Raw genomic sequence first — 16,971 nt, forward strand, 5'->3', positions numbered from 1 at the left:
TCTCCTTGCAGTCGTGTTATTTCAGTCTGAGCTTACGTTTAATATTATCAGGGATATCCCTTAAGAGGCGCGCATAGACCATGTCCACCATTTCAGACTTATTTCTAACCGCTTCTTCTCTTGCCTCTTTATAGCCTGCCAGTAATTCCTTTTTAGTTTTGGTTACACTACCTGTATACTTCGGGGTGACCTCAGCCTTTTTCTCTTCAAATGAATTCCTAAGCTCCTCGTTTGTGCTCTTAAATAGTTTGTTCATACCTGCTTTGTATGAGCCACTAAATAGTGTTTGGTGGTCTTTTACGCCAGCCCTTTGCGCAACCTCTCGCTGGGTCATTGTGTATTCGTTCTTGCGGGTGCGCCGAGTGAACTTGCCTCGAGCAATAAAACTACGCTTCTCTATAGCTAATTCATGGATAGCGACATACCCAGCATAGGAATAGTTATCTTTGCTTACCCAGTCAGGCATATCGCTTATATCTACAGGTGTATCGTCCTGCTCTGCAATTTGCTCACTCAGGTTGTTGAGGAAATCAATGTCATTATCATGCGAACTCATGGACAAACTCCTCTAGACAAATCTTGGCTTTATCAATAGCCTTATCAATATGTGGAATGATGTTATCGATGGCTTTCTTATTCGCGGCGTCACATATTTCAACAAGCCGCCTTTTTGCCAGATGAAAGGTATCAATGTGGTCAGGCAATTCGAATGGAGCCGCAGCGTTATCTAGCACCGAAATAATCATTGGGGTTATCCGCTGTATGATGCCTTTGGCATGACCGCTGTTGATATCAGCATTAATGCAGCCAATGCAGAATTGAATACAGGCATCCTGCGGGCGAATATCACCGTATTGATTGCATTTAGCTTGGCCTTCTTTTCCTTTGCGGGGGAGGCAATTAGCGAATGCATCGGTATTAAAGTGAATAACGCGGCCAGAAATTTGCTCCGCAAGGAGCCTCTTTTCAGATGGTGTTAATTCATCAGTATTTTTGACAATTCGGACATTGCGCAAACTCAATGTCTTCTTGATGAATTGGTTGAACCCGCCAACATAGTTGGGGTTTTCATCTTCTAACTCAATAAGTCGCTTCTGGACAAGGTTATTAAGGGCAGTACGTTTCGCCCGTGTGAACAGAGACGCGTCAGCTTTATCTCTTATATAAGCCATAAAGAAACGGTGGCTCATGTGTTTAAAATTATGCCGTATAACTGCACCGATATCACCTTCATAACGAGTTAGGACAGCCTCAGCCCAAACATGTCGCCAAGAATGGGGAGTTGGATAAACTAAACCTTCACGTATTTCATCATTGACTGTCTTTGTGAATTTCTTCCTCACGTTTTCATCTAACTCCCTGAATGGTTTGCTCTGAGAACGCAGCCACTGTAATGACGATTCAGACATATATTTATTGTACATATTGGAAACTTCTGAGTTAGAAGCTTGGCCGTTTTGCAATTCGGTAAAATAGACGGTTGAAAGTGTAACTCTTTCACCGTTTGTCTCTTTACTTCCTTTTGTACTTTCCACAACTTCATAACGACTTAAGCTGTCATTTAAATTAGTCTTTATTTCACGTAGTAGTTCTAAATCGACAGAGCGATAATGTCCGGTTAATGCTTTGTAACCTGATAGCTTTGAGTCAATAACATCAACATCTACAAATGGCTTATAGTGGGTAATAAATGCCTGCCAATTCTTTCCAGTAAATCCTGAGGTGTTATTGTAAGCTTGTACTTCGTTTGGGGCTTTGTCTCTGAATTTCAACCCTTGTTTAAATTCAAATAAACAAGGTAAATCTCTATCGGTACCATGTTGTTTAGCGATTTGCTCAGCTAAGATGTACGTGCATGATGTTATCTCACGGTTTAGCCTTGCTTTTCCACTTGTTTTGTAAACATACCAGTTAACATGAAATCGAAATGGAATATAGGCGCTGTCAATAATGTCGGTGTTTTCTTCCTTGTGAATGTTATCTAATGAAAAACCATACTCTGAGCCGCGCCACCCCGTATATGTAAGCATTAACTCTGACCCTGCATCAGTTACTCGATTAAGAGCAACGCTGAAATCAAAGTATGTCTGAAAACTATCATCCCCAAACATCAAATTTTTATAACTCGCCGAAAGGTATTCTTTTACATTCTTCTTGTTTAATTTAGGGGGAGCGAGAGAATCCATTATCTCGTAGAGTGATTGAATGCTGACTTTCGTAAAATCAATGCCGGTGGGCAAAATGGCATTGAAATCCGTTGAATCTTCGATAATGACTTTAACATGTTCTTGGTATCGTTTGAGAATACGCTCAGCTTCGTCATCATCCTTGTGATGAAATCGGCAAATTGCAATAGAACGAAATAACTCCGAGGCATCATAACGTGCAGCTAAACCAAAACCCTCCACCATTTTTTCTATTGTTTGTGGATTAAAAGCTGACGCTTCTAGGCGATAGTCATTAAAATGCTTGATAAAAAATTTATTTACGACGTTAGGAATTACTCTATACAGTTCGCCTGACATAGTACGCTTGGAAGGAAAGGCAGCCTTAAACTTCGGTGTAAACTCAGCACCTTGTAGTAGACTAGATATCAGGGTATTAAGTGACTTTTTTTTCTTTGGAAGTTGATGGCTGTGTTCAAGGTTGGGTATAATATCATTAAGAACTTTCAAGCATATTGTGCTGTAGAGATGGTTTTCGTAAAAACGTTGTGCGAGGAAATCAGCATACAACTGCCCAGTCTCTAACCCTAAAAAATTAAATGTACCCCCCTTTTTATATTGGGCTAATGTTATGTCGAAGAGTTCTTTCAATTCATTGTTAAGGACGACATTTAATTTTTTATCCCCAATTGAGGTATCAATAAAGTTATCTATATTGTACTTCAAGCAAAAATCGATTGTTTTTTTTATCGTGTTATTATCAAAAAGAATTACGTGGGACATTAGTGATGGAGTATGAAATAATCCATCATCAGAAAATCGTGTTGTTAAAATAGCATTTAATAAACCAGCGATGCTTGAATGGGATATGCGTCCTTCTAACTTATTCCTCTGCATTACAAGTTGCAAAACTACTTGGTAATATTGAGGTGGAGGGACTTTATTTCGATCAATTAACTCAAGCATTAGAATCTGTACGAACTGTTTGGTATCTAATGTTATAATATTATTGCCATCTACCTCTAAATCATAGAAAATATTTGATGCCAATTCAGGGAATCGCAACCATTTAAAATCAATGGTTTGAGTGTAACCACGCTTGCTGAACTCCCACGCTTCACCACCGATAACACCACTTTTATAGCTTGGGTGAGAAGTAAGCAGTTTATTGTAATAACTCAGTAATTCTTCTTTTGTTGAAATGACTGTGTATTGGTTGCCTTTCATGCGCCGCCTCCCTGTGATGGATTTAATAGGTGTGGCTTATATCTCTCTAAAAAAACCATACCAGCTTTTTTAGATTCTGTGCTTAATTTTGATTGTATATATTTACATAACTCTAAGTTTGGCAATACCGACATCAAGAAATGATCTGGGTTATTATCAAACATCGTTTTATAAGACTGCTCCACTTCAGATTGATATGCCATGACTTTGAAAGCTGTTTCAGCATTATCACAAAATAACATTGGGGGTAGACCAGTGGTGTTCTCTGATTCACCTTTCATTATCCCTATATCGTTCACCCTCCCTTTTTGGTCTGTGACCAACTCTAAACGTGAGCGCATTAATAAGAAATCAGCCCGTGTTTTTTCTAGTAGTTGGTTTACATTATCTTTACACTCCTTGTTATCTTCGTCATCTTTAGTAGATTCTAATGGTTTCTGATTTGATATGTTGCTGTATACCTTAATGCTGCTTGATGGCTTAAACACATTATGAATTAAATCATTTATTATGTTGCGGGTAATTCTTCCAGTTGAATTTAGCCATTTTTCATTGGATTCATTTAAGTAACAACTCTCTTCAGTTGATGGTGAGTGGGAGCGCCTTACAAAAAGTTTGTTAATATCGATGGGGTCGCTACCTGAATGCACTGCGGTGTTTTTTATCATCGATAGTGGTAATAGATTTACAGCTACCTTAGTTTCAGACTTTTTATCCAGTAGTTCGCAACTTAACTTATATATCTCCTGTCGATCTTTGCTTGAAAAAGGTTTCTTCAAACCTAAGGTTATTGTCGCTTCATTTCTATAATTAAATTTTGTTTCACCGACCGATAAAATAACGGATAACGCATTAAAAAACGCAGATGAGGTACTGTTCTTGATATGCTCTGAAATAATTTTAGATTTTATTATAGGGATATGGTTAATAATATTACCCAGCGTTTTTAATTCAGAATAATTCCGGCCGTTAACAACTGGAAAACTAATTGCTTTATTCATATTAATCTTGCAAACTTTATCTTTCACCTCTGTGACCCTATTGATACAGCTCAGAAGGAACTTTCCGTGCGGAGTTTTAGTTTTAATAGAGTCGATTGGGTGAACTATTCCTGCACGCCCCTTAAAATAATCACACTCAATCGCTTTAACCCGTGAGTTATTATTTGGCCTTAATAATTTAAAGTCTTCCTTTTTCAATTTTGGGATGTCAGACGGTTGTACAGTCATACTGGCCATTAACCAATGAAACAATAAATCCTGTAGTGGGACATGTTGAGTTTTACCTGCAACCCATAACTTCAAGCTTTCAATATCAAATAATCCTGAGCGTGATTTTATTACAAATAGGCCATCGACCTTGTTAGGATTGATCCACATATTATTTTTATAAAAATCACCGATAGCAATCTTATCGATATCATTCTCGATATACTCTCTAAGCTTCAAGAAGGTCTCATCGGTAGTGAAGGCGCTGGTTATTATCAATAACGATTGATGGTGTTTCGCTCTTTCTTCGTCGCCGAAGGATGAATATACCTCAATCAATCGGCGTATGATTGTTGATATATCAAAACAATTTTCGGGTCTGATGTTTTTTTTGTTCTTCCCTTCTAATGGCAGGTCACTCACTTCTATCTCGGCACGCTGTACTAGAGTAATGCCGTGTTCCTGTGCTAATTCAATTGCATTGCCAAGCATTCCTACCGTAATATGTAGCGAGCGAGTGATGTGCTCTGGCGAAACTAACTGAGCAAACATTTTAACACCTATCCCGATATCTTCACGCTCCAACCACTTATATTGTTGGAAGTGTGTAGTGATAGTTCTTTGTTCGCGTTCCTCGTCTTCTAGTGGGGTGTATTCTAGCCATTTAAGCACTACCGTTTTTTCCCAGCGATTTAGCTCTTTGATAGCTTCATTCGGTTGCATTGTTGAAAAGATAGCTTGAAGTGTCTTTATGTGAGCAACCCCTTGTACGCCACTATTTATCAAATCTACCTGATAACGTTTCAACACTTCAAATTCAACGCCATCTAGAGATGTTGAATTTAACCAATCCATAAATAAAGGAATAGTCGTTAAGAACTGATATTGATGGCTTTTCACCTTTTGTTTGTTTAGTACAAAGAGTTCATAGTGAACGCGGTTAAACAAACCAAATATGAGCTTTTTTGTTTTGCATGAAGTATCTGTAAGAGTGACTACTGACTGCCGTCGAGCATTAAAACTATCAGTTTTAGGTAATGCTGGTATCGTAAATGTTGTCGAGTCTGGATTAAAAGGCTGAGGTATTACGTTCTTATTTTGCTTCTTTTGTGCAGCCTTGGCCATTGCTTTGGTAATTTCTTCAGGTTTTGCAGTTGTGTTCTCATCATCAGACTTTTTCATTTACGCCACCTCTGCTAGTTCTAGTGCCTGTTTTACCTGAGCGCTACGAATGTATTTTATGGTTGTTTTCCCCGCCTTTCGCATGTTATTTATTCTGTGTCCCATTCTCTCTGCTACGTGCATGAACTCTTTAGATGTGGACACAATACGTTCAGGGTTTCCGTCTGACAGGCTCCAGAATAGGTCAGTACCAAAACTATGCCTGAGAATGTGAAAAGTCTGGTCTGTTATTTCTTGAGTATTCTGGTAAAGAATTCCTTTCGATTTTATTTTATTAAGTTTCTTCGCTACAACCCGGAAAACATCAGTCCCTTTTCTTGCTGAGATATTGGTGACCCCCAAATTATTGGATTCATTTAAAAATAGAAATTTGCTTTCAATCCCTTGAGAAGGTCTTTCTCCTTCGTAATAGTCCTTCATTCGCTCTAATAAATTATAGGGGATATCTAGCCACCTAGATTCGCCACCCTCGTTTGGCTTGGCTTTTGAATACCGACCATGGAGACGAAACTTGAAATAGGGTGTTTCAACATCATCCGTAGCTTCTAGATCATCAAATAAAGATTTAAGCCCCTTGAATGTAGATTTACCCTCGGCGAAGTCATCAAGGACAAAACCCCTTAACTCACAGGATCGAACACCAATCTCACCACCGCACCTTAAAATGATTTCATCCCTCAGGCCGAACTCTGTTAGAGCGACCTCATATAAAGCATCCCTAACGCCGTTGGTCAGGTATTTAACACCTGTTTTCTTATTGGTATTATTGCGTGCCTCTTCCAAAAGCTCAGGTCTAATGTAGAGGTCTTTAAAGCCATCTTCTATTAGTTCACCTATCTCTAGATATGCAAAATAGGCATTCAGCGTGGTTATATGTGCTTTTGCTTCTGCTTCCGATACTTTTTGTTCACTAATTAGGTAATCATTAATGTAGTCATTGAGTATTTCGCTAGGCGAAAGGTGGTGGTTATGAAGGCCGTATGTATCCCGGACGCCACCAATCTCCCAGTGATAATCAGCGACATTCTCGGCCCACTTTAAAAACCGGAGCAGGCGCGGCATCATTTCCTCAATTGTGCGCCTAGATTCATCCCGTGTTTTAATTTTTCGCTTGTAAGGCTCATAACCGCCAGTTATTTTGATTCGGGCATAGGTAAAAATTTGGTATGTATTGAATGAAGCCTGAGAAAAGAATGATGGGAGCACCTGAATCACCCCATCATTACTCAGGAAAATATACACATTTTCACGCTTAAGATATTCCATACCACTCCCAAAAATCGAACATTAACTTAACCCACACAATCAGCGTAGTAGTGATTTTTGAGACTGCCAAAATTTTTTTCGAATTAGCTCACACCTTCGGGACCCTTCGCGAGGGGGAGGCCAATGCCTACCTCCTCAAAGAGGCGGTGAAACTGGGTGATGCCTGTCTGGTATCGGGTTATATACTCTATGATTTGGGAGCTTATCCTGCGGCGATTGCTTCCCATAGCGGGGCGTCATTGTTGGGTGAGGTATACCAAATCAATGAAAGTATTTTACGCGACCTTGATTGGCTCGAGGAATACCCGGTGGAATATGACCGGGTTGAAATCGAGACGTCTTACGGTAAGGCATGGATATATCTTTATAACCAGTCAGTGGCAGGCCTGCCTGTGATTGGGCATGGAGATTGGTGTCATCGGAAAAGGAAAATACCGGCTTAGCCCTGTTTACTCTTTTATTTTGGCATTGCTTCGGCCAATGCCTGATAGCTTTCTCCGTTATAGATATTGGAGTAGCCCAGCTTATTCAATGTCGTTTCTGCGATACCAGAGCGTCGGCCTGAGCGGCAGTAGATGAATAGGGATTGGCTTTTATCCGGTGCAAAAGTGGTCAGTGATTCGATTTGATCGTATGGGATATTGATAGCACCAGGGAGGTGGCCGTCAATGAATTCCTCATGAGTTCGGACATCAATAATCAGCGGTCTCCCTGAATGGCTACCATTATAGGACTGCCAGAACTCTTCTGGGGTGACAACTTCTGCATAGGACAGACTGGCAATTGAGCCCAACAATACAGTGATGGCTATCAACGGCCTTCGCATAGGTTTACCTCATTACAGTCCCGGGCTTATAGCCCGGGGTACTATTTCATTCGCAATTATTTTTCCTGGGCGCGTTTGAACGACTCAAGGATTTCTTCCTTGGCTGCAGCCGCGTCTGCCCAGCCTTCTACTTTTACCCATTTACCCGGCTCTAGCTCTTTGTAGCGCTCGAAGAAGTGGGTGATTTGGGCTTTTAACAGCTCAGGAAGGTCATCGACATCCTGAACGTTATCGTATTCTTTGGTTAGCTTGCTGTGTGGGACAGCGACTACCTTGGCATCTTCACCAGATTCATCTGACATCTTCAGCACACCAACAGGGCGGCAGCGGATCACGGAACCTGGCACGAGTGGGTACGGGGTAGGAACCAGTACATCTACTGGGTCACCATCCAATGATAGGGTGTGGTTTACATAACCGTAGTTACAAGGGTAGAACATCGGGGTAGACATGAACCGGTCTACGAATACGGCACCGCTGTCTTTGTCGACCTCATATTTGATAGGGTCGGCATTGGCAGGGATTTCAATGACAACATAGATATCTTCGGGTATATCCTTTCCGGCTGGGACCTGATTCAGGCTCATCGTCTCTTCCTTTTGCTAGGTTAATCAATTGTTGGTGATGTTGAAATTATAATACCAACATCCTTCTTTTATTGTCTAATAGCAATAAGTTGTAGGGAAAGTTTTACATTACTGGGTGTTCTGGAAGGAAAAGGAAACAGGCTGGGTGATCCAGCCTGTTTATTTTGGTTAGTCGTGGTCAGGGAATTCCGCTAGGAAGGCCTCGACTTTTTCTACCATGTTGGTTGAGCCGACAAAGAACGGCACACGCTGGTGGAGTTCGTTGGGTTTGATGTCCATGATGCGATTTGCACCGTCAGACGCCTTACCACCGGCCTGCTCGATCAGGAATGCCATTGGGTTGCACTCGTATAGAAGACGCAGTTTACCCGTTGGGTGGGTTGCTGTACTTGGGTACAGATAGATACCACCTTTTAATAGGTTGCGGTGGAAATCCGATACCAGTGAGCCGATATAGCGAGATGTATAAGGGCGATCATCTTCAGGCACGTTTTCCTGGCAGTACTTGATGTACTTCTTCACGCCCATTGGGAAGCGGAAGTAGTTACCTTCGTTGATCGAGTAAATACGGCCATCTTCAGGCGTCTGTAGGTTCTCGTGTGACAGGCAGAACAACCCTAGGGACGGGTCGTAGGTAAAGCCGTGGACACCGTTACCTGTGGTGTAAACCAACATAGTTGATGAACCATAGATAATGTAGCCCGCTGCTACCTGCTGGTTACCTGGCTGCAGGAAATCTTCCTGCGTCGGTGGGGTGCCGACTGGTGAAACACGGCGGTAAATCGAGAAGATAGTACCGACGGAAACGTTTACGTCGATGTTCGAAGAGCCATCTAGTGGGTCCATCAAAACGACGTATTTAGCGTTACGGTTCAACTCGCGGTTGAAAGTAACGGCTTCGTCTTCTTCTTCACTGGCTACACCGCACACTTGGTCGCGCGCTTCCAAAGCGGCCTTGAACTTGTCATTGGCATAGACATCGAGCTTCTGCTGCTCTTCACCCTGAACATTTTCGTCGCCGAACGAACCTGTGATATCAGCCAAACCGGCTTTGTTGATTTCACGGTTGACGATTTTCGCCGCAAGTTTAATTGAACTTAGCAGAGAAGAAAGCTCACCGCTGGCGTGGGGGAAGTCGTTCTGTTTCTCGACAATGAACTCGCCAAGGGTTCTAATATCGGACATATACAATCCTTGCATCTTGTTGTCATTGGGGCAGTTAAGTCAGGTACAATGTCTCTAACGGACAATTTTTATACCCATAATGGCATTTCGCCTTTTTATAGTGTGTGCTCTATTTTGTATAAAATATTGTATATAAAGATCTTTTTTATGGTAACGAAGTAACGCATTAGCGTGAAATTAGTGAAAATTACCGAGTGAGCCGACAGTTATGCACATCCATATTTTAGGAATTTGTGGCACTTTCATGGGCGGAGCGGCAATCCTTGCCCGCCAACTAGGCCATAAAGTCACCGGCTGCGATGCCAATGTTTACCCGCCGATGAGTACACTCCTTGAGTCTCAAGGTATTGAAATAATGCAAGGTTATGACCCAGAGCAGTTAAAACCTGCCCCCGATCTTGTGGTTGTCGGTAATGCGATGAGCCGTGGTAACCCTTGTGTGGAATATGTGCTTAACAACAATTTGCGCTATACCTCGGGCCCGCAGTGGCTGCAGGAGATTTTGCTGCATGACCGTTGGGTACTGGCTGTTGCAGGCACCCATGGTAAGACCACTACCGCGAGTATGTTGGCCTGGATCCTTGAAGATTGCGGTTATCAGCCGGGCTTTTTGGTCGGTGGGGTACTCGGAAACTTCGGTGTTTCCGCGCGTTTAGGTGAAAGTATGTTCTTTGTCGTCGAGGCGGACGAATACGATAGTGCTTTTTTCGATAAACGTTCTAAGTTTGTTCATTATCGACCACGCACCTTGGTTATGAATAACTTGGAGTTCGATCACGCAGATATTTTCGATGATCTGAAATCTATCCAGCGCCAGTTCCATCACCTAGTTAGAACAGTGCCAGGTAATGGCCGGATTCTAGCCCCTAAAGGTGTTGAGGCTATTGATGAGACCTTGGATATGGGATGCTGGAGCGAGTTGGAGTATATCGGTGCCAATGGCCATTGGCAGGCGAAAAAGCTCGATGCTGCAGGTGGCCGATTTGATGTATTGCTTGATGGAAACAAGGCTGGGACTGTCGATTGGGATTTGATTGGCGATCACAATGTCAATAATGCCCTAATGGCGATTGCTGCCGCCCGCCATGTTGGTGTTACTGCGGATCTGGCCTGTGAGGCGCTCGGCAAGTTTGTTAATACCAAGCGCCGGTTGGAGCTTAAAGGCGAGCAGTCTGGGGTGAAAGTCTATGATGATTTTGCCCACCACCCTACAGCCGTAGAACTAACGCTAGGTGGTTTGCGTGCCAAGGTTGGGGGGCAGCGTATCCTAGCTGTCCTCGAGCCTCGCTCGAATACCATGAAGCTTGGCGTGCACAAACTGGACTTGGCGCCGGCGTTGGCAAAAGCCGATGAAGTCTTCATCTTCCAGCCGGATAATATTCCGTGGTCAGTGGACGAGATTGCCGAGCATTGCCAGCAGCCTAGCCAGACAGACAGTGACTTGGATGCTCTAGTTGCTAAAGTCATCGCAAGTGCCCGCCCTGGCGATAACATTCTGGTGATGAGTAATGGTGGCTTCGGTGGCATCCACGGTAAATTGCTTGCCGCTCTGGAGGCTGCTGGTGAGTAGCCCTGATAAACGCATCACCCTTGCGTGGACTGGCGCGTCAGGTGCGCCTTATGGCTTGCGCCTGCTGGAGTGCCTGTTGGCGGCAGATTACCATGTCTACCTGCTGATCTCATCGGCGGCCAGGGTCGTGTTGGCCACGGAGCATGGCCTGAAACTTCCTTCCGGTCCTGATGCCGCCAAGGCCGCGTTGGTCAAGCAATTGGGATGTTCTGAAGATAGGCTTGAGGTGTGCGGAAAAGAAGACTGGTTCTCGCCGGTTGCTTCAGGCTCAGCGGCACCCAAGAAGATGGTCGTTTGTCCCTGCTCTGCTGGCACGCTGGCATCGGTTGCCCATGGCCTGTCGGATAACCTGTTGGAGCGAGCTGCCGATGTGGTACTCAAAGAGCGTGGGCAACTGCTGATGGTGGTGCGTGAAACGCCTTTTTCTACGCTTCATTTGGAAAACATGCTCAAGCTATCCAAAATGGGGGCCACTATCATGCCGGCTGCTCCAGGGTTTTATCACCAGCCGGAGAGTATCGAGGATCTTGTCGACTTTATGGTTGCACGTATTTTGGACCACCTCGGTGTCGAACAAGGCTTAGTCCCTCGCTGGGGCTACGACCAAAGAAAGTAATTGCTCAGCCTGAAACTAAAAAGCCCGCTTATGCGGGCTTTTTAGTGGGGAAATGGGCATTACTCAGATTCTGATAAATGAGCTTGGGGTTTGAGAACCAACACATTGATCGGGGAGTTTTCTACTACCTTGGTTGCTACCGAACCCAGCATGACTTTATCCAACCCGGAGCGCTTGTGGCTTGGCATAATGATCAAGTCGGCCCCGACTCGCTCGGCATGATCCAATATTGTTGTCCAGGTTTTCCCTTCCGAGACATGCTGGTGGTGGACAATTTCCGGAGGAATATAGGTTTCGGCAAAGGCTTTGAGTTGCTGCTGGGTGTCCTGCATCATTTTACGTGCCGCATCTTTGGGGAAGTAGCTCGATACCATTGCCATATGGATACCGGGCAGGACATTAAGCAGGTGGATCGTCGCATTGGAGTGCTGGGCATGCCAGACAGCAAGCTCGACAGCTTTGTCTGCGAACCCTTTATCGTTGAGATCGACCGGAACCAAGATTTGCTTATACATACTTTTCTCTTTGTTCACGAAGGGAGAGGCTCCCTATAGTGTATACCAAACAACAAAGGCCCTTCCGTGATGGAAGGGCCAGAACCGTGGTTTACTTTATATGACCTAGGGATTTAGCTCGCCGGCGCTGGTTCCAACCCAGCCCCCCCAAGATGAGTAAGGTCGGTATGAATACCCACTCTTTCATCGGGCGAACCGCCGGTAGGCTAACCGTGGTGATTTCCCAATCGAAGTCGATACCCGCTTGCTCAGCCGGGCTACCGAACTCGACCATATCGACAATCATCTTGTCGCCATCTTGACGCAGCATCAGGCCGGTAGAGTCGATCCGCTCGTCGGGAGAGACCGCAGCTTCGTCAAAAGGCAGCAGTACATGTTTGGAGACGAATTTCCCTTCCAGATTTTCCCCGCTGACCTGCAACTCGAGCGGCTGGCCGATTGCCAGTTTATCGGCAGCATCAGCAATCAGAGTGCCCGGCATCTCGTGCTTGGGTGGGTAGACCATATCCCACCAGAATCCTGGGCGGAACAAAGTGAAGGTGATCAGCAGTAGTGCCGCGACCTCCCACCATTTGGTTTTGGTAAACCACCACCCCTGGGTCGCAGCCGAGAAGGTTAACATGGCGATGATTGCCGAGCCTACCGTGAGCATCAGGTGCCACCAGGAGTCGATATTCATCATCAGCAGTTGGGTGTTGAAGATGAACATAAACGGCAGGATGGCGGTCCGGATATCGTAGGTAAAGCCCTGGATACCGGTCCGGATTGGGTCGCTCTTGGCAATCGCCGCCGCAGCAAAGGCAGCCAGGCCGACCGGAGGGGTATCATCGGCTAGGATCCCGAAGTAGAACACGAACAGGTGAACTGCAATCAACGGGATGATCAGGCCGTGCTGGGCCCCCAGAGTAACGATAACCGGTGCCATCAAGGTCGAGACAACGATATAGTTTGCCGTAGTAGGCAGGCCCATACCGAGGATCAAGCTGATCAACGCGGTAAACAGTAGCATCAGCATGATGTTACCGCCCGAGATGAATTCGACGAACTCGGTCATTACCAGCCCGATCCCGGTCAGGGTGACCACGCCGACCACGATACCGGCAGCAGCCGTGGCGACACCGATACCGATCATGTTGCGGGCACCGGAAACCAAGCTCTCCAGCAGGTCGATAACCCCCTCTTTACCAGCTTCTGCCAGTGTCTTCTCTTTGTTGAACAGTGCCAGTAATGGTCGCTGGGTCAGCAAGATAAAGATCATAAAGACCGTTGCCCAGAAAGCAGAAAGCCCTGGCGAGAAGCGCTCTACCGTCAAGCACCAAACCAGCACTACAATCGGCAGCAGGAAGTAAAGGCCTGACTTCATCGTCGGTCCCGGATCTGGGACCTCGGTAATATCAGCGTTGGGATCTTCGAGTGCATGATCTTGGTAATCTGCAGCAACCTTGATCAGTGCTACGTACGCAACCAATACCACTACGGCAATCATTGGTGTCGCTGCGGCGCCAAAGACATCTTTGGTCCAGCCTACCCCGTAGTAGACCGCGGCACTGAGCACAACCAAGCCGAGGATAGTGCCACAGAAAGACAGCAGGCTCTGGGCTAGGGTTGGTTTGTAGCGGCGCTCAAGGCCGGACATCCCAGCCTTGCAGGCTTCTAGATGGACAATGTAAATCAGTGCGATATAGGAGATCAGGGCTGGCAGCAGTGCCGCTTTGATTACTTCGACATAGGAAATCCCGACGTATTCCACCATCAGGAAGGCTGCGGCCCCCATGATGGGTGGAGTAAGCTGGCCATTGGTCGATGCCGCTACTTCTACGGCACCCGCTTTGGTGCCGGGGAAACCCACCTTTTTCATCAAAGGGATGGTAAAGGTACCGGTGGTAACCACATTGGCAATGGATGAGCCTGATACCAAACCGGACAGGCCGGAGGCCACGACAGCAGCTTTTGCAGGCCCGCCACGCATGTGGCCTAGCAGTGAAAAAGCAACCTTGATGAAGTAGGCGCCGGCGCCGGCCCGTTCGAGCATGGCACCAAACAATACAAACAGGAATACGAACGAGGTCGAGACGCCAACTGCGATCCCGAATACCCCTTCGGTGGTCAGCCACAGGTGCGACATCGCCTTGTTGAGGCTAGCGCCTTTATGGGCAATGACATCCGGCATATGCGGGCCGCCGAAGGTATAAAGCAAGAAGACGGCCGCGACGACCATCAAAGGTGGCCCAAGTGCGCGTCTGGTAGCTTCAAGCAGTAATACCATACCAATAACGGCGACCACGATATCCATCTGGGTTGGCGCACCGGAACGACCAGCGAGTTGGGTATAGAATAGATAAATATATCCAGCAGCAAAACTACCCGCCAGCGCGAGGATCCAGTCGACGAGGGGGATCCGGTCCCGTGGCGAATGCTTCAGCGCGGGGTAGGCGGTAAATGCCAGGAAGATGGCAAAAGCCAAGTGAATAGATCGGGCTTCGGTGTCGTTCAGAACGCCAAAGTTAAAAATAAACGGTAACGGCGACGCGTACCAAAGTTGGAATAGGGACCAACAAAGTGGAACAAACCACAGGATACGTCCAGCCAGTCCAATCGGGCTTCTTGCCCCGGTATCCGCCTGAGCCACCATATCTTGCACATCTGTCGACGATTGTGTTGTCTTCGTCATGCATAATCCTTCTGCGATGGGCTAGGGTGTGATTAGAATTTATCGGAATGAAAATAGAGAAACAGCAAGCACCCTTATATGGTGCTTGCTGAATAGTATTGCCTATCGGCAGGATTACTTCAGGTAACCTGCTTCTTTGTAGTACTTCACTGCACCTGGGTGTAGTGGGATAGACAGACCGTCTTTGACCATGTCCTCAGGCTTGAGGTTGGCAAAGGCTGGGTGTAGGCGTTTGAATGTATCGAAGTTTTCAAATACGGATTTCACGACAGCGTAGACAACGTCATCAGAGACATCGGTAGAAGAAACCAGCGTTGCCGCCACACCGAAGCTGTTTACGTCGCTGTCAGTTCCTTTGTACATGCCGCCTGGCACCGTGCTCTTGGCGTAGTAAGGGTTGTCAGCGACGATTTGGTCAATCTTAGGACCTGTTGCCGAGATCAGCTTGGCATCACAAGAGGTCGTTGCTTCTTTGATCGATCCGTTTGGATGGCCAACCACGTAAACAAAGGCATCAATCTTGTTGTCACAAAGGGCTTGCGAACGCTCAGAGCCTTTTAGCTCGGAAGCCAGTTTGAAGTCTTTGTTGGTCCAACCCATAGCGTCCATTACCACGCCCATTGTCGCGCGGTCACCCGAGCCTGGGTTACCGATGTTCACTCGCTTACCTTTTAGATCTTCAACACCGTTGATGCCGGCATCGGTGCGGGCAATGATGTTAAACGGTTCAGTGTGTAGCGAGAAAACAGCACGTAACTTCTTGTATGGACCTTGCTCTTCGAATTTGCTGGTACCGTTATAGCCATGGTACTGCCAGTCAGACTGCACGATACCGAAGTCCAACTCACCTGCACGCATGGTATTAACGTTGTAGATAGAACCGCCGGTCGATTCTACCGAGCAGCGAACATTGTGTTCTTTGCGATCTTTGTTGACGAGCTTACAAATAGCACCACCTGTCGGGTAGTAAACACCGGTGACAGAACCGGTACCGATGGTGATAAAGTTCTGGGCATTGGCCATGCCAGTTGTCATAACTGCGGCAGCAAGTGCACTGACCTTGACGATTTGCTTAAATGCCATGTTTGTCCCTTCCTAGTTGTTGTTATTTCCAGAGAAAAGCCTTTTCCATCTGTGGTAAGGCGTACCTACCTGAGGGCAATTCATTGCTGAATCTGCACAATGATATCAAAACAAATCAATAACTTTAAAACTATGTTAATGAAAATAAGGCGATTACAGGGTGGAAATAGTTACTGACACTTAGGGTGGGAAGAATAATTATTTAAAGCAATCAATGGCTTGCAGGAGGCATGATAGATTGGTGAAAGTTTGTCTTATTGTGATCTAACTCTCACAATACCAGGCAGTAAGAGGGATGATTTGCTGCCTGGTATCGAGATGGTAATAAGCAATTACTTGCTGTAGTCAAACAGCTCGCAAACAGAGTCGAAGAGCTCTTCTGTAGAAATTGAGTTGGTTGGTGTGATGAAGATAGTATCGTCACCTGCGACCACACCTAAGATCCCTTCAGCCTTGCCAAGGGAGTCTAGCAAGCGGGCAATAACTTGTGCTGCACCTGGGCCGGTGTGGATAACGACCAAAGCACTGTTGTAACCGATTTCCATCACTAACTCTTTGAGTGGGCTGCTGGTTGTCGGTACGCCAAGCTCTACCGGCAGGCAGTAGACCATTTCCATTTTCGCGTTGCGGGTACGTACCGCACCGAATTTGGTCAGCATGCGAGAGACTTTGGATTGGTTGATATTGTCGAACCCCTGAGCCTTCAATGCGTCGACGATTTCACCTTGAGAGCTGAATTTCTCTTCTTTTAGAATTGCCTTGAACGCTTTGACTAGGCGTTCTTGTTTATCTGAATTTCGCATAAGTAAATTTCATGTGCAGGGACGAGGTGCTGTATTCTGGCACAACATTTCGACTCCTAGCAAACAG

14 protein-coding genes are annotated in these 16,971 nt (G+C 45.7%); 3 read left to right on the forward strand and 11 right to left on the reverse strand.

Going from position 1 to position 16,971, the window contains the following annotated elements; genetic code table 11:
* Positions 1–16: 16 nt before the first annotated feature.
* The 4 genes from BIZ37_RS04355 to BIZ37_RS04370 are packed head-to-tail and all read right to left on the reverse strand — an operon-like array spanning position 17 to position 7,048.
* Positions 17–556: a hypothetical protein gene (locus tag BIZ37_RS04355; protein ID WP_187460471.1), complete on the reverse strand. Its 540-nt coding sequence runs from the start codon at positions 554–556 to the stop codon at positions 17–19.
* Positions 543–3,392 carry a hypothetical protein gene (locus tag BIZ37_RS04360; RefSeq protein WP_187460472.1) on the reverse strand — a complete coding sequence of 950 codons (2,850 nt, stop codon included), beginning with the start codon at positions 3,390–3,392 and terminating at the stop codon, positions 543–545. The genes BIZ37_RS04355 and BIZ37_RS04360 overlap by 14 nt, the downstream gene beginning before the upstream one ends.
* Positions 3,389–5,782, reverse strand: coding sequence for a hypothetical protein (locus BIZ37_RS04365; RefSeq protein WP_187460473.1), 2,394 nt, complete (start codon positions 5,780–5,782; stop codon positions 3,389–3,391). The genes BIZ37_RS04360 and BIZ37_RS04365 overlap by 4 nt, the downstream gene beginning before the upstream one ends.
* Positions 5,783–7,048: a hypothetical protein gene (locus BIZ37_RS04370; RefSeq protein ID WP_187460474.1), complete on the reverse strand. Its 1,266-nt coding sequence runs from the start codon at positions 7,046–7,048 to the stop codon at positions 5,783–5,785.
* 50 nt (positions 7,049–7,098) lie between these two features.
* On the opposite strand from BIZ37_RS04370, the gene BIZ37_RS04375 reads away from it, so the two are divergent.
* A complete protein-coding gene (locus BIZ37_RS04375; protein ID WP_187460475.1) occupies positions 7,099–7,491 on the forward strand; it encodes a gamma-glutamylcyclotransferase family protein in 393 nt (130 codons plus the stop codon).
* A gap of 14 nt (positions 7,492–7,505) precedes the next feature.
* Here BIZ37_RS04375 and BIZ37_RS04380 read toward each other — a convergent pair whose 3' ends face one another.
* The 3 genes from BIZ37_RS04380 to fbp all read right to left on the reverse strand — a co-directional run bounded on the left by BIZ37_RS04380 (position 7,506) and on the right by fbp (position 9,646).
* Entirely contained in the window at positions 7,506–7,874 is a 369-nt protein-coding gene (locus BIZ37_RS04380) for a rhodanese-like domain-containing protein (protein WP_187460476.1), read from the reverse strand.
* A gap of 56 nt (positions 7,875–7,930) precedes the next feature.
* Complete coding sequence (gene ppa / locus BIZ37_RS04385; RefSeq protein ID WP_107299640.1) at positions 7,931–8,461, reverse strand: inorganic diphosphatase; 531 nt, start codon at positions 8,459–8,461, stop codon at positions 7,931–7,933.
* Positions 8,462–8,629: 168 nt separating this feature from the next.
* Positions 8,630–9,646: a class 1 fructose-bisphosphatase gene (gene fbp, locus BIZ37_RS04390; RefSeq protein ID WP_187460477.1), complete on the reverse strand. Its 1,017-nt coding sequence runs from the start codon at positions 9,644–9,646 to the stop codon at positions 8,630–8,632.
* Between the two features lie 208 nt (positions 9,647–9,854).
* Here fbp and mpl point away from each other — a divergent pair, with 208 nt between their 5' ends.
* Positions 9,855–11,216, forward strand: coding sequence for a UDP-N-acetylmuramate:L-alanyl-gamma-D-glutamyl-meso-diaminopimelate ligase (mpl, locus tag BIZ37_RS04395; RefSeq protein ID WP_187460478.1), 1,362 nt, complete (start codon positions 9,855–9,857; stop codon positions 11,214–11,216).
* On the forward strand, positions 11,209–11,832 hold the full coding sequence (locus BIZ37_RS04400) for a flavin prenyltransferase UbiX (RefSeq protein ID WP_370577304.1): 624 nt from the start codon (positions 11,209–11,211) through the stop codon (positions 11,830–11,832). Before mpl ends, BIZ37_RS04400 begins: the two co-directional genes overlap by 8 nt.
* 59 nt (positions 11,833–11,891) lie before the next feature.
* On the opposite strand, the gene BIZ37_RS04405 is transcribed toward BIZ37_RS04400, so the two are convergent.
* From BIZ37_RS04405 to argR, 4 genes are all read right to left on the reverse strand, one after another.
* Positions 11,892–12,347: a universal stress protein gene (locus BIZ37_RS04405; RefSeq protein ID WP_107299636.1), complete on the reverse strand. Its 456-nt coding sequence runs from the start codon at positions 12,345–12,347 to the stop codon at positions 11,892–11,894.
* 91 nt (positions 12,348–12,438) lie between these two features.
* On the reverse strand, positions 12,439–15,018 hold the full coding sequence (locus tag BIZ37_RS04410; RefSeq protein ID WP_187460479.1) for a TRAP transporter permease: 2,580 nt from the start codon (positions 15,016–15,018) through the stop codon (positions 12,439–12,441).
* A 114-nt stretch (positions 15,019–15,132) separates the two neighbouring features.
* On the reverse strand, positions 15,133–16,101 hold the full coding sequence (locus BIZ37_RS04415) for a TAXI family TRAP transporter solute-binding subunit (protein ID WP_187460480.1): 969 nt from the start codon (positions 16,099–16,101) through the stop codon (positions 15,133–15,135).
* A 332-nt stretch (positions 16,102–16,433) separates the two neighbouring features.
* Positions 16,434–16,904, reverse strand: coding sequence for a transcriptional regulator ArgR (gene argR, locus BIZ37_RS04420; RefSeq protein ID WP_107299633.1), 471 nt, complete (start codon positions 16,902–16,904; stop codon positions 16,434–16,436).
* Positions 16,905–16,971: the final 67 nt, after the last annotated feature.

Origin of the sequence: Photobacterium sp. BZF1 (assembly GCF_014349205.1) — a bacterium.
Classification (GTDB): domain Bacteria; phylum Pseudomonadota; class Gammaproteobacteria; order Enterobacterales; family Vibrionaceae; genus Photobacterium.

What these genes read in the sequence shown, in the direction of transcription:
- BIZ37_RS04355 (WP_187460471.1), bottom strand. Translation starts at nt 556, where the DNA reads ATGAGTTCGCATGATAATGACATTGATTTCCTCAACAACCTGAGTGAG.
- BIZ37_RS04360 (WP_187460472.1), bottom strand. Translation starts at nt 3,392, where the DNA reads ATGAAAGGCAACCAATACACAGTCATTTCAACAAAAGAAGAATTACTG.
- BIZ37_RS04365 (WP_187460473.1), bottom strand. Translation starts at nt 5,782, where the DNA reads ATGAAAAAGTCTGATGATGAGAACACAACTGCAAAACCTGAAGAAATT.
- BIZ37_RS04370 (WP_187460474.1), bottom strand. Translation starts at nt 7,048, where the DNA reads ATGGAATATCTTAAGCGTGAAAATGTGTATATTTTCCTGAGTAATGAT.
- BIZ37_RS04380 (WP_187460476.1), bottom strand. Translation starts at nt 7,874, where the DNA reads ATGCGAAGGCCGTTGATAGCCATCACTGTATTGTTGGGCTCAATTGCC.
- ppa (WP_107299640.1), bottom strand. Translation starts at nt 8,461, where the DNA reads ATGAGCCTGAATCAGGTCCCAGCCGGAAAGGATATACCCGAAGATATC.
- fbp (WP_187460477.1), bottom strand. Translation starts at nt 9,646, where the DNA reads ATGTCCGATATTAGAACCCTTGGCGAGTTCATTGTCGAGAAACAGAAC.
- mpl (WP_187460478.1), top strand. Translation starts at nt 9,855, where the DNA reads ATGCACATCCATATTTTAGGAATTTGTGGCACTTTCATGGGCGGAGCG.
- BIZ37_RS04405 (WP_107299636.1), bottom strand. Translation starts at nt 12,347, where the DNA reads ATGTATAAGCAAATCTTGGTTCCGGTCGATCTCAACGATAAAGGGTTC.
- BIZ37_RS04410 (WP_187460479.1), bottom strand. Translation starts at nt 15,018, where the DNA reads ATGACGAAGACAACACAATCGTCGACAGATGTGCAAGATATGGTGGCT.
- BIZ37_RS04415 (WP_187460480.1), bottom strand. Translation starts at nt 16,101, where the DNA reads ATGGCATTTAAGCAAATCGTCAAGGTCAGTGCACTTGCTGCCGCAGTT.
- argR (WP_107299633.1), bottom strand. Translation starts at nt 16,904, where the DNA reads ATGCGAAATTCAGATAAACAAGAACGCCTAGTCAAAGCGTTCAAGGCA.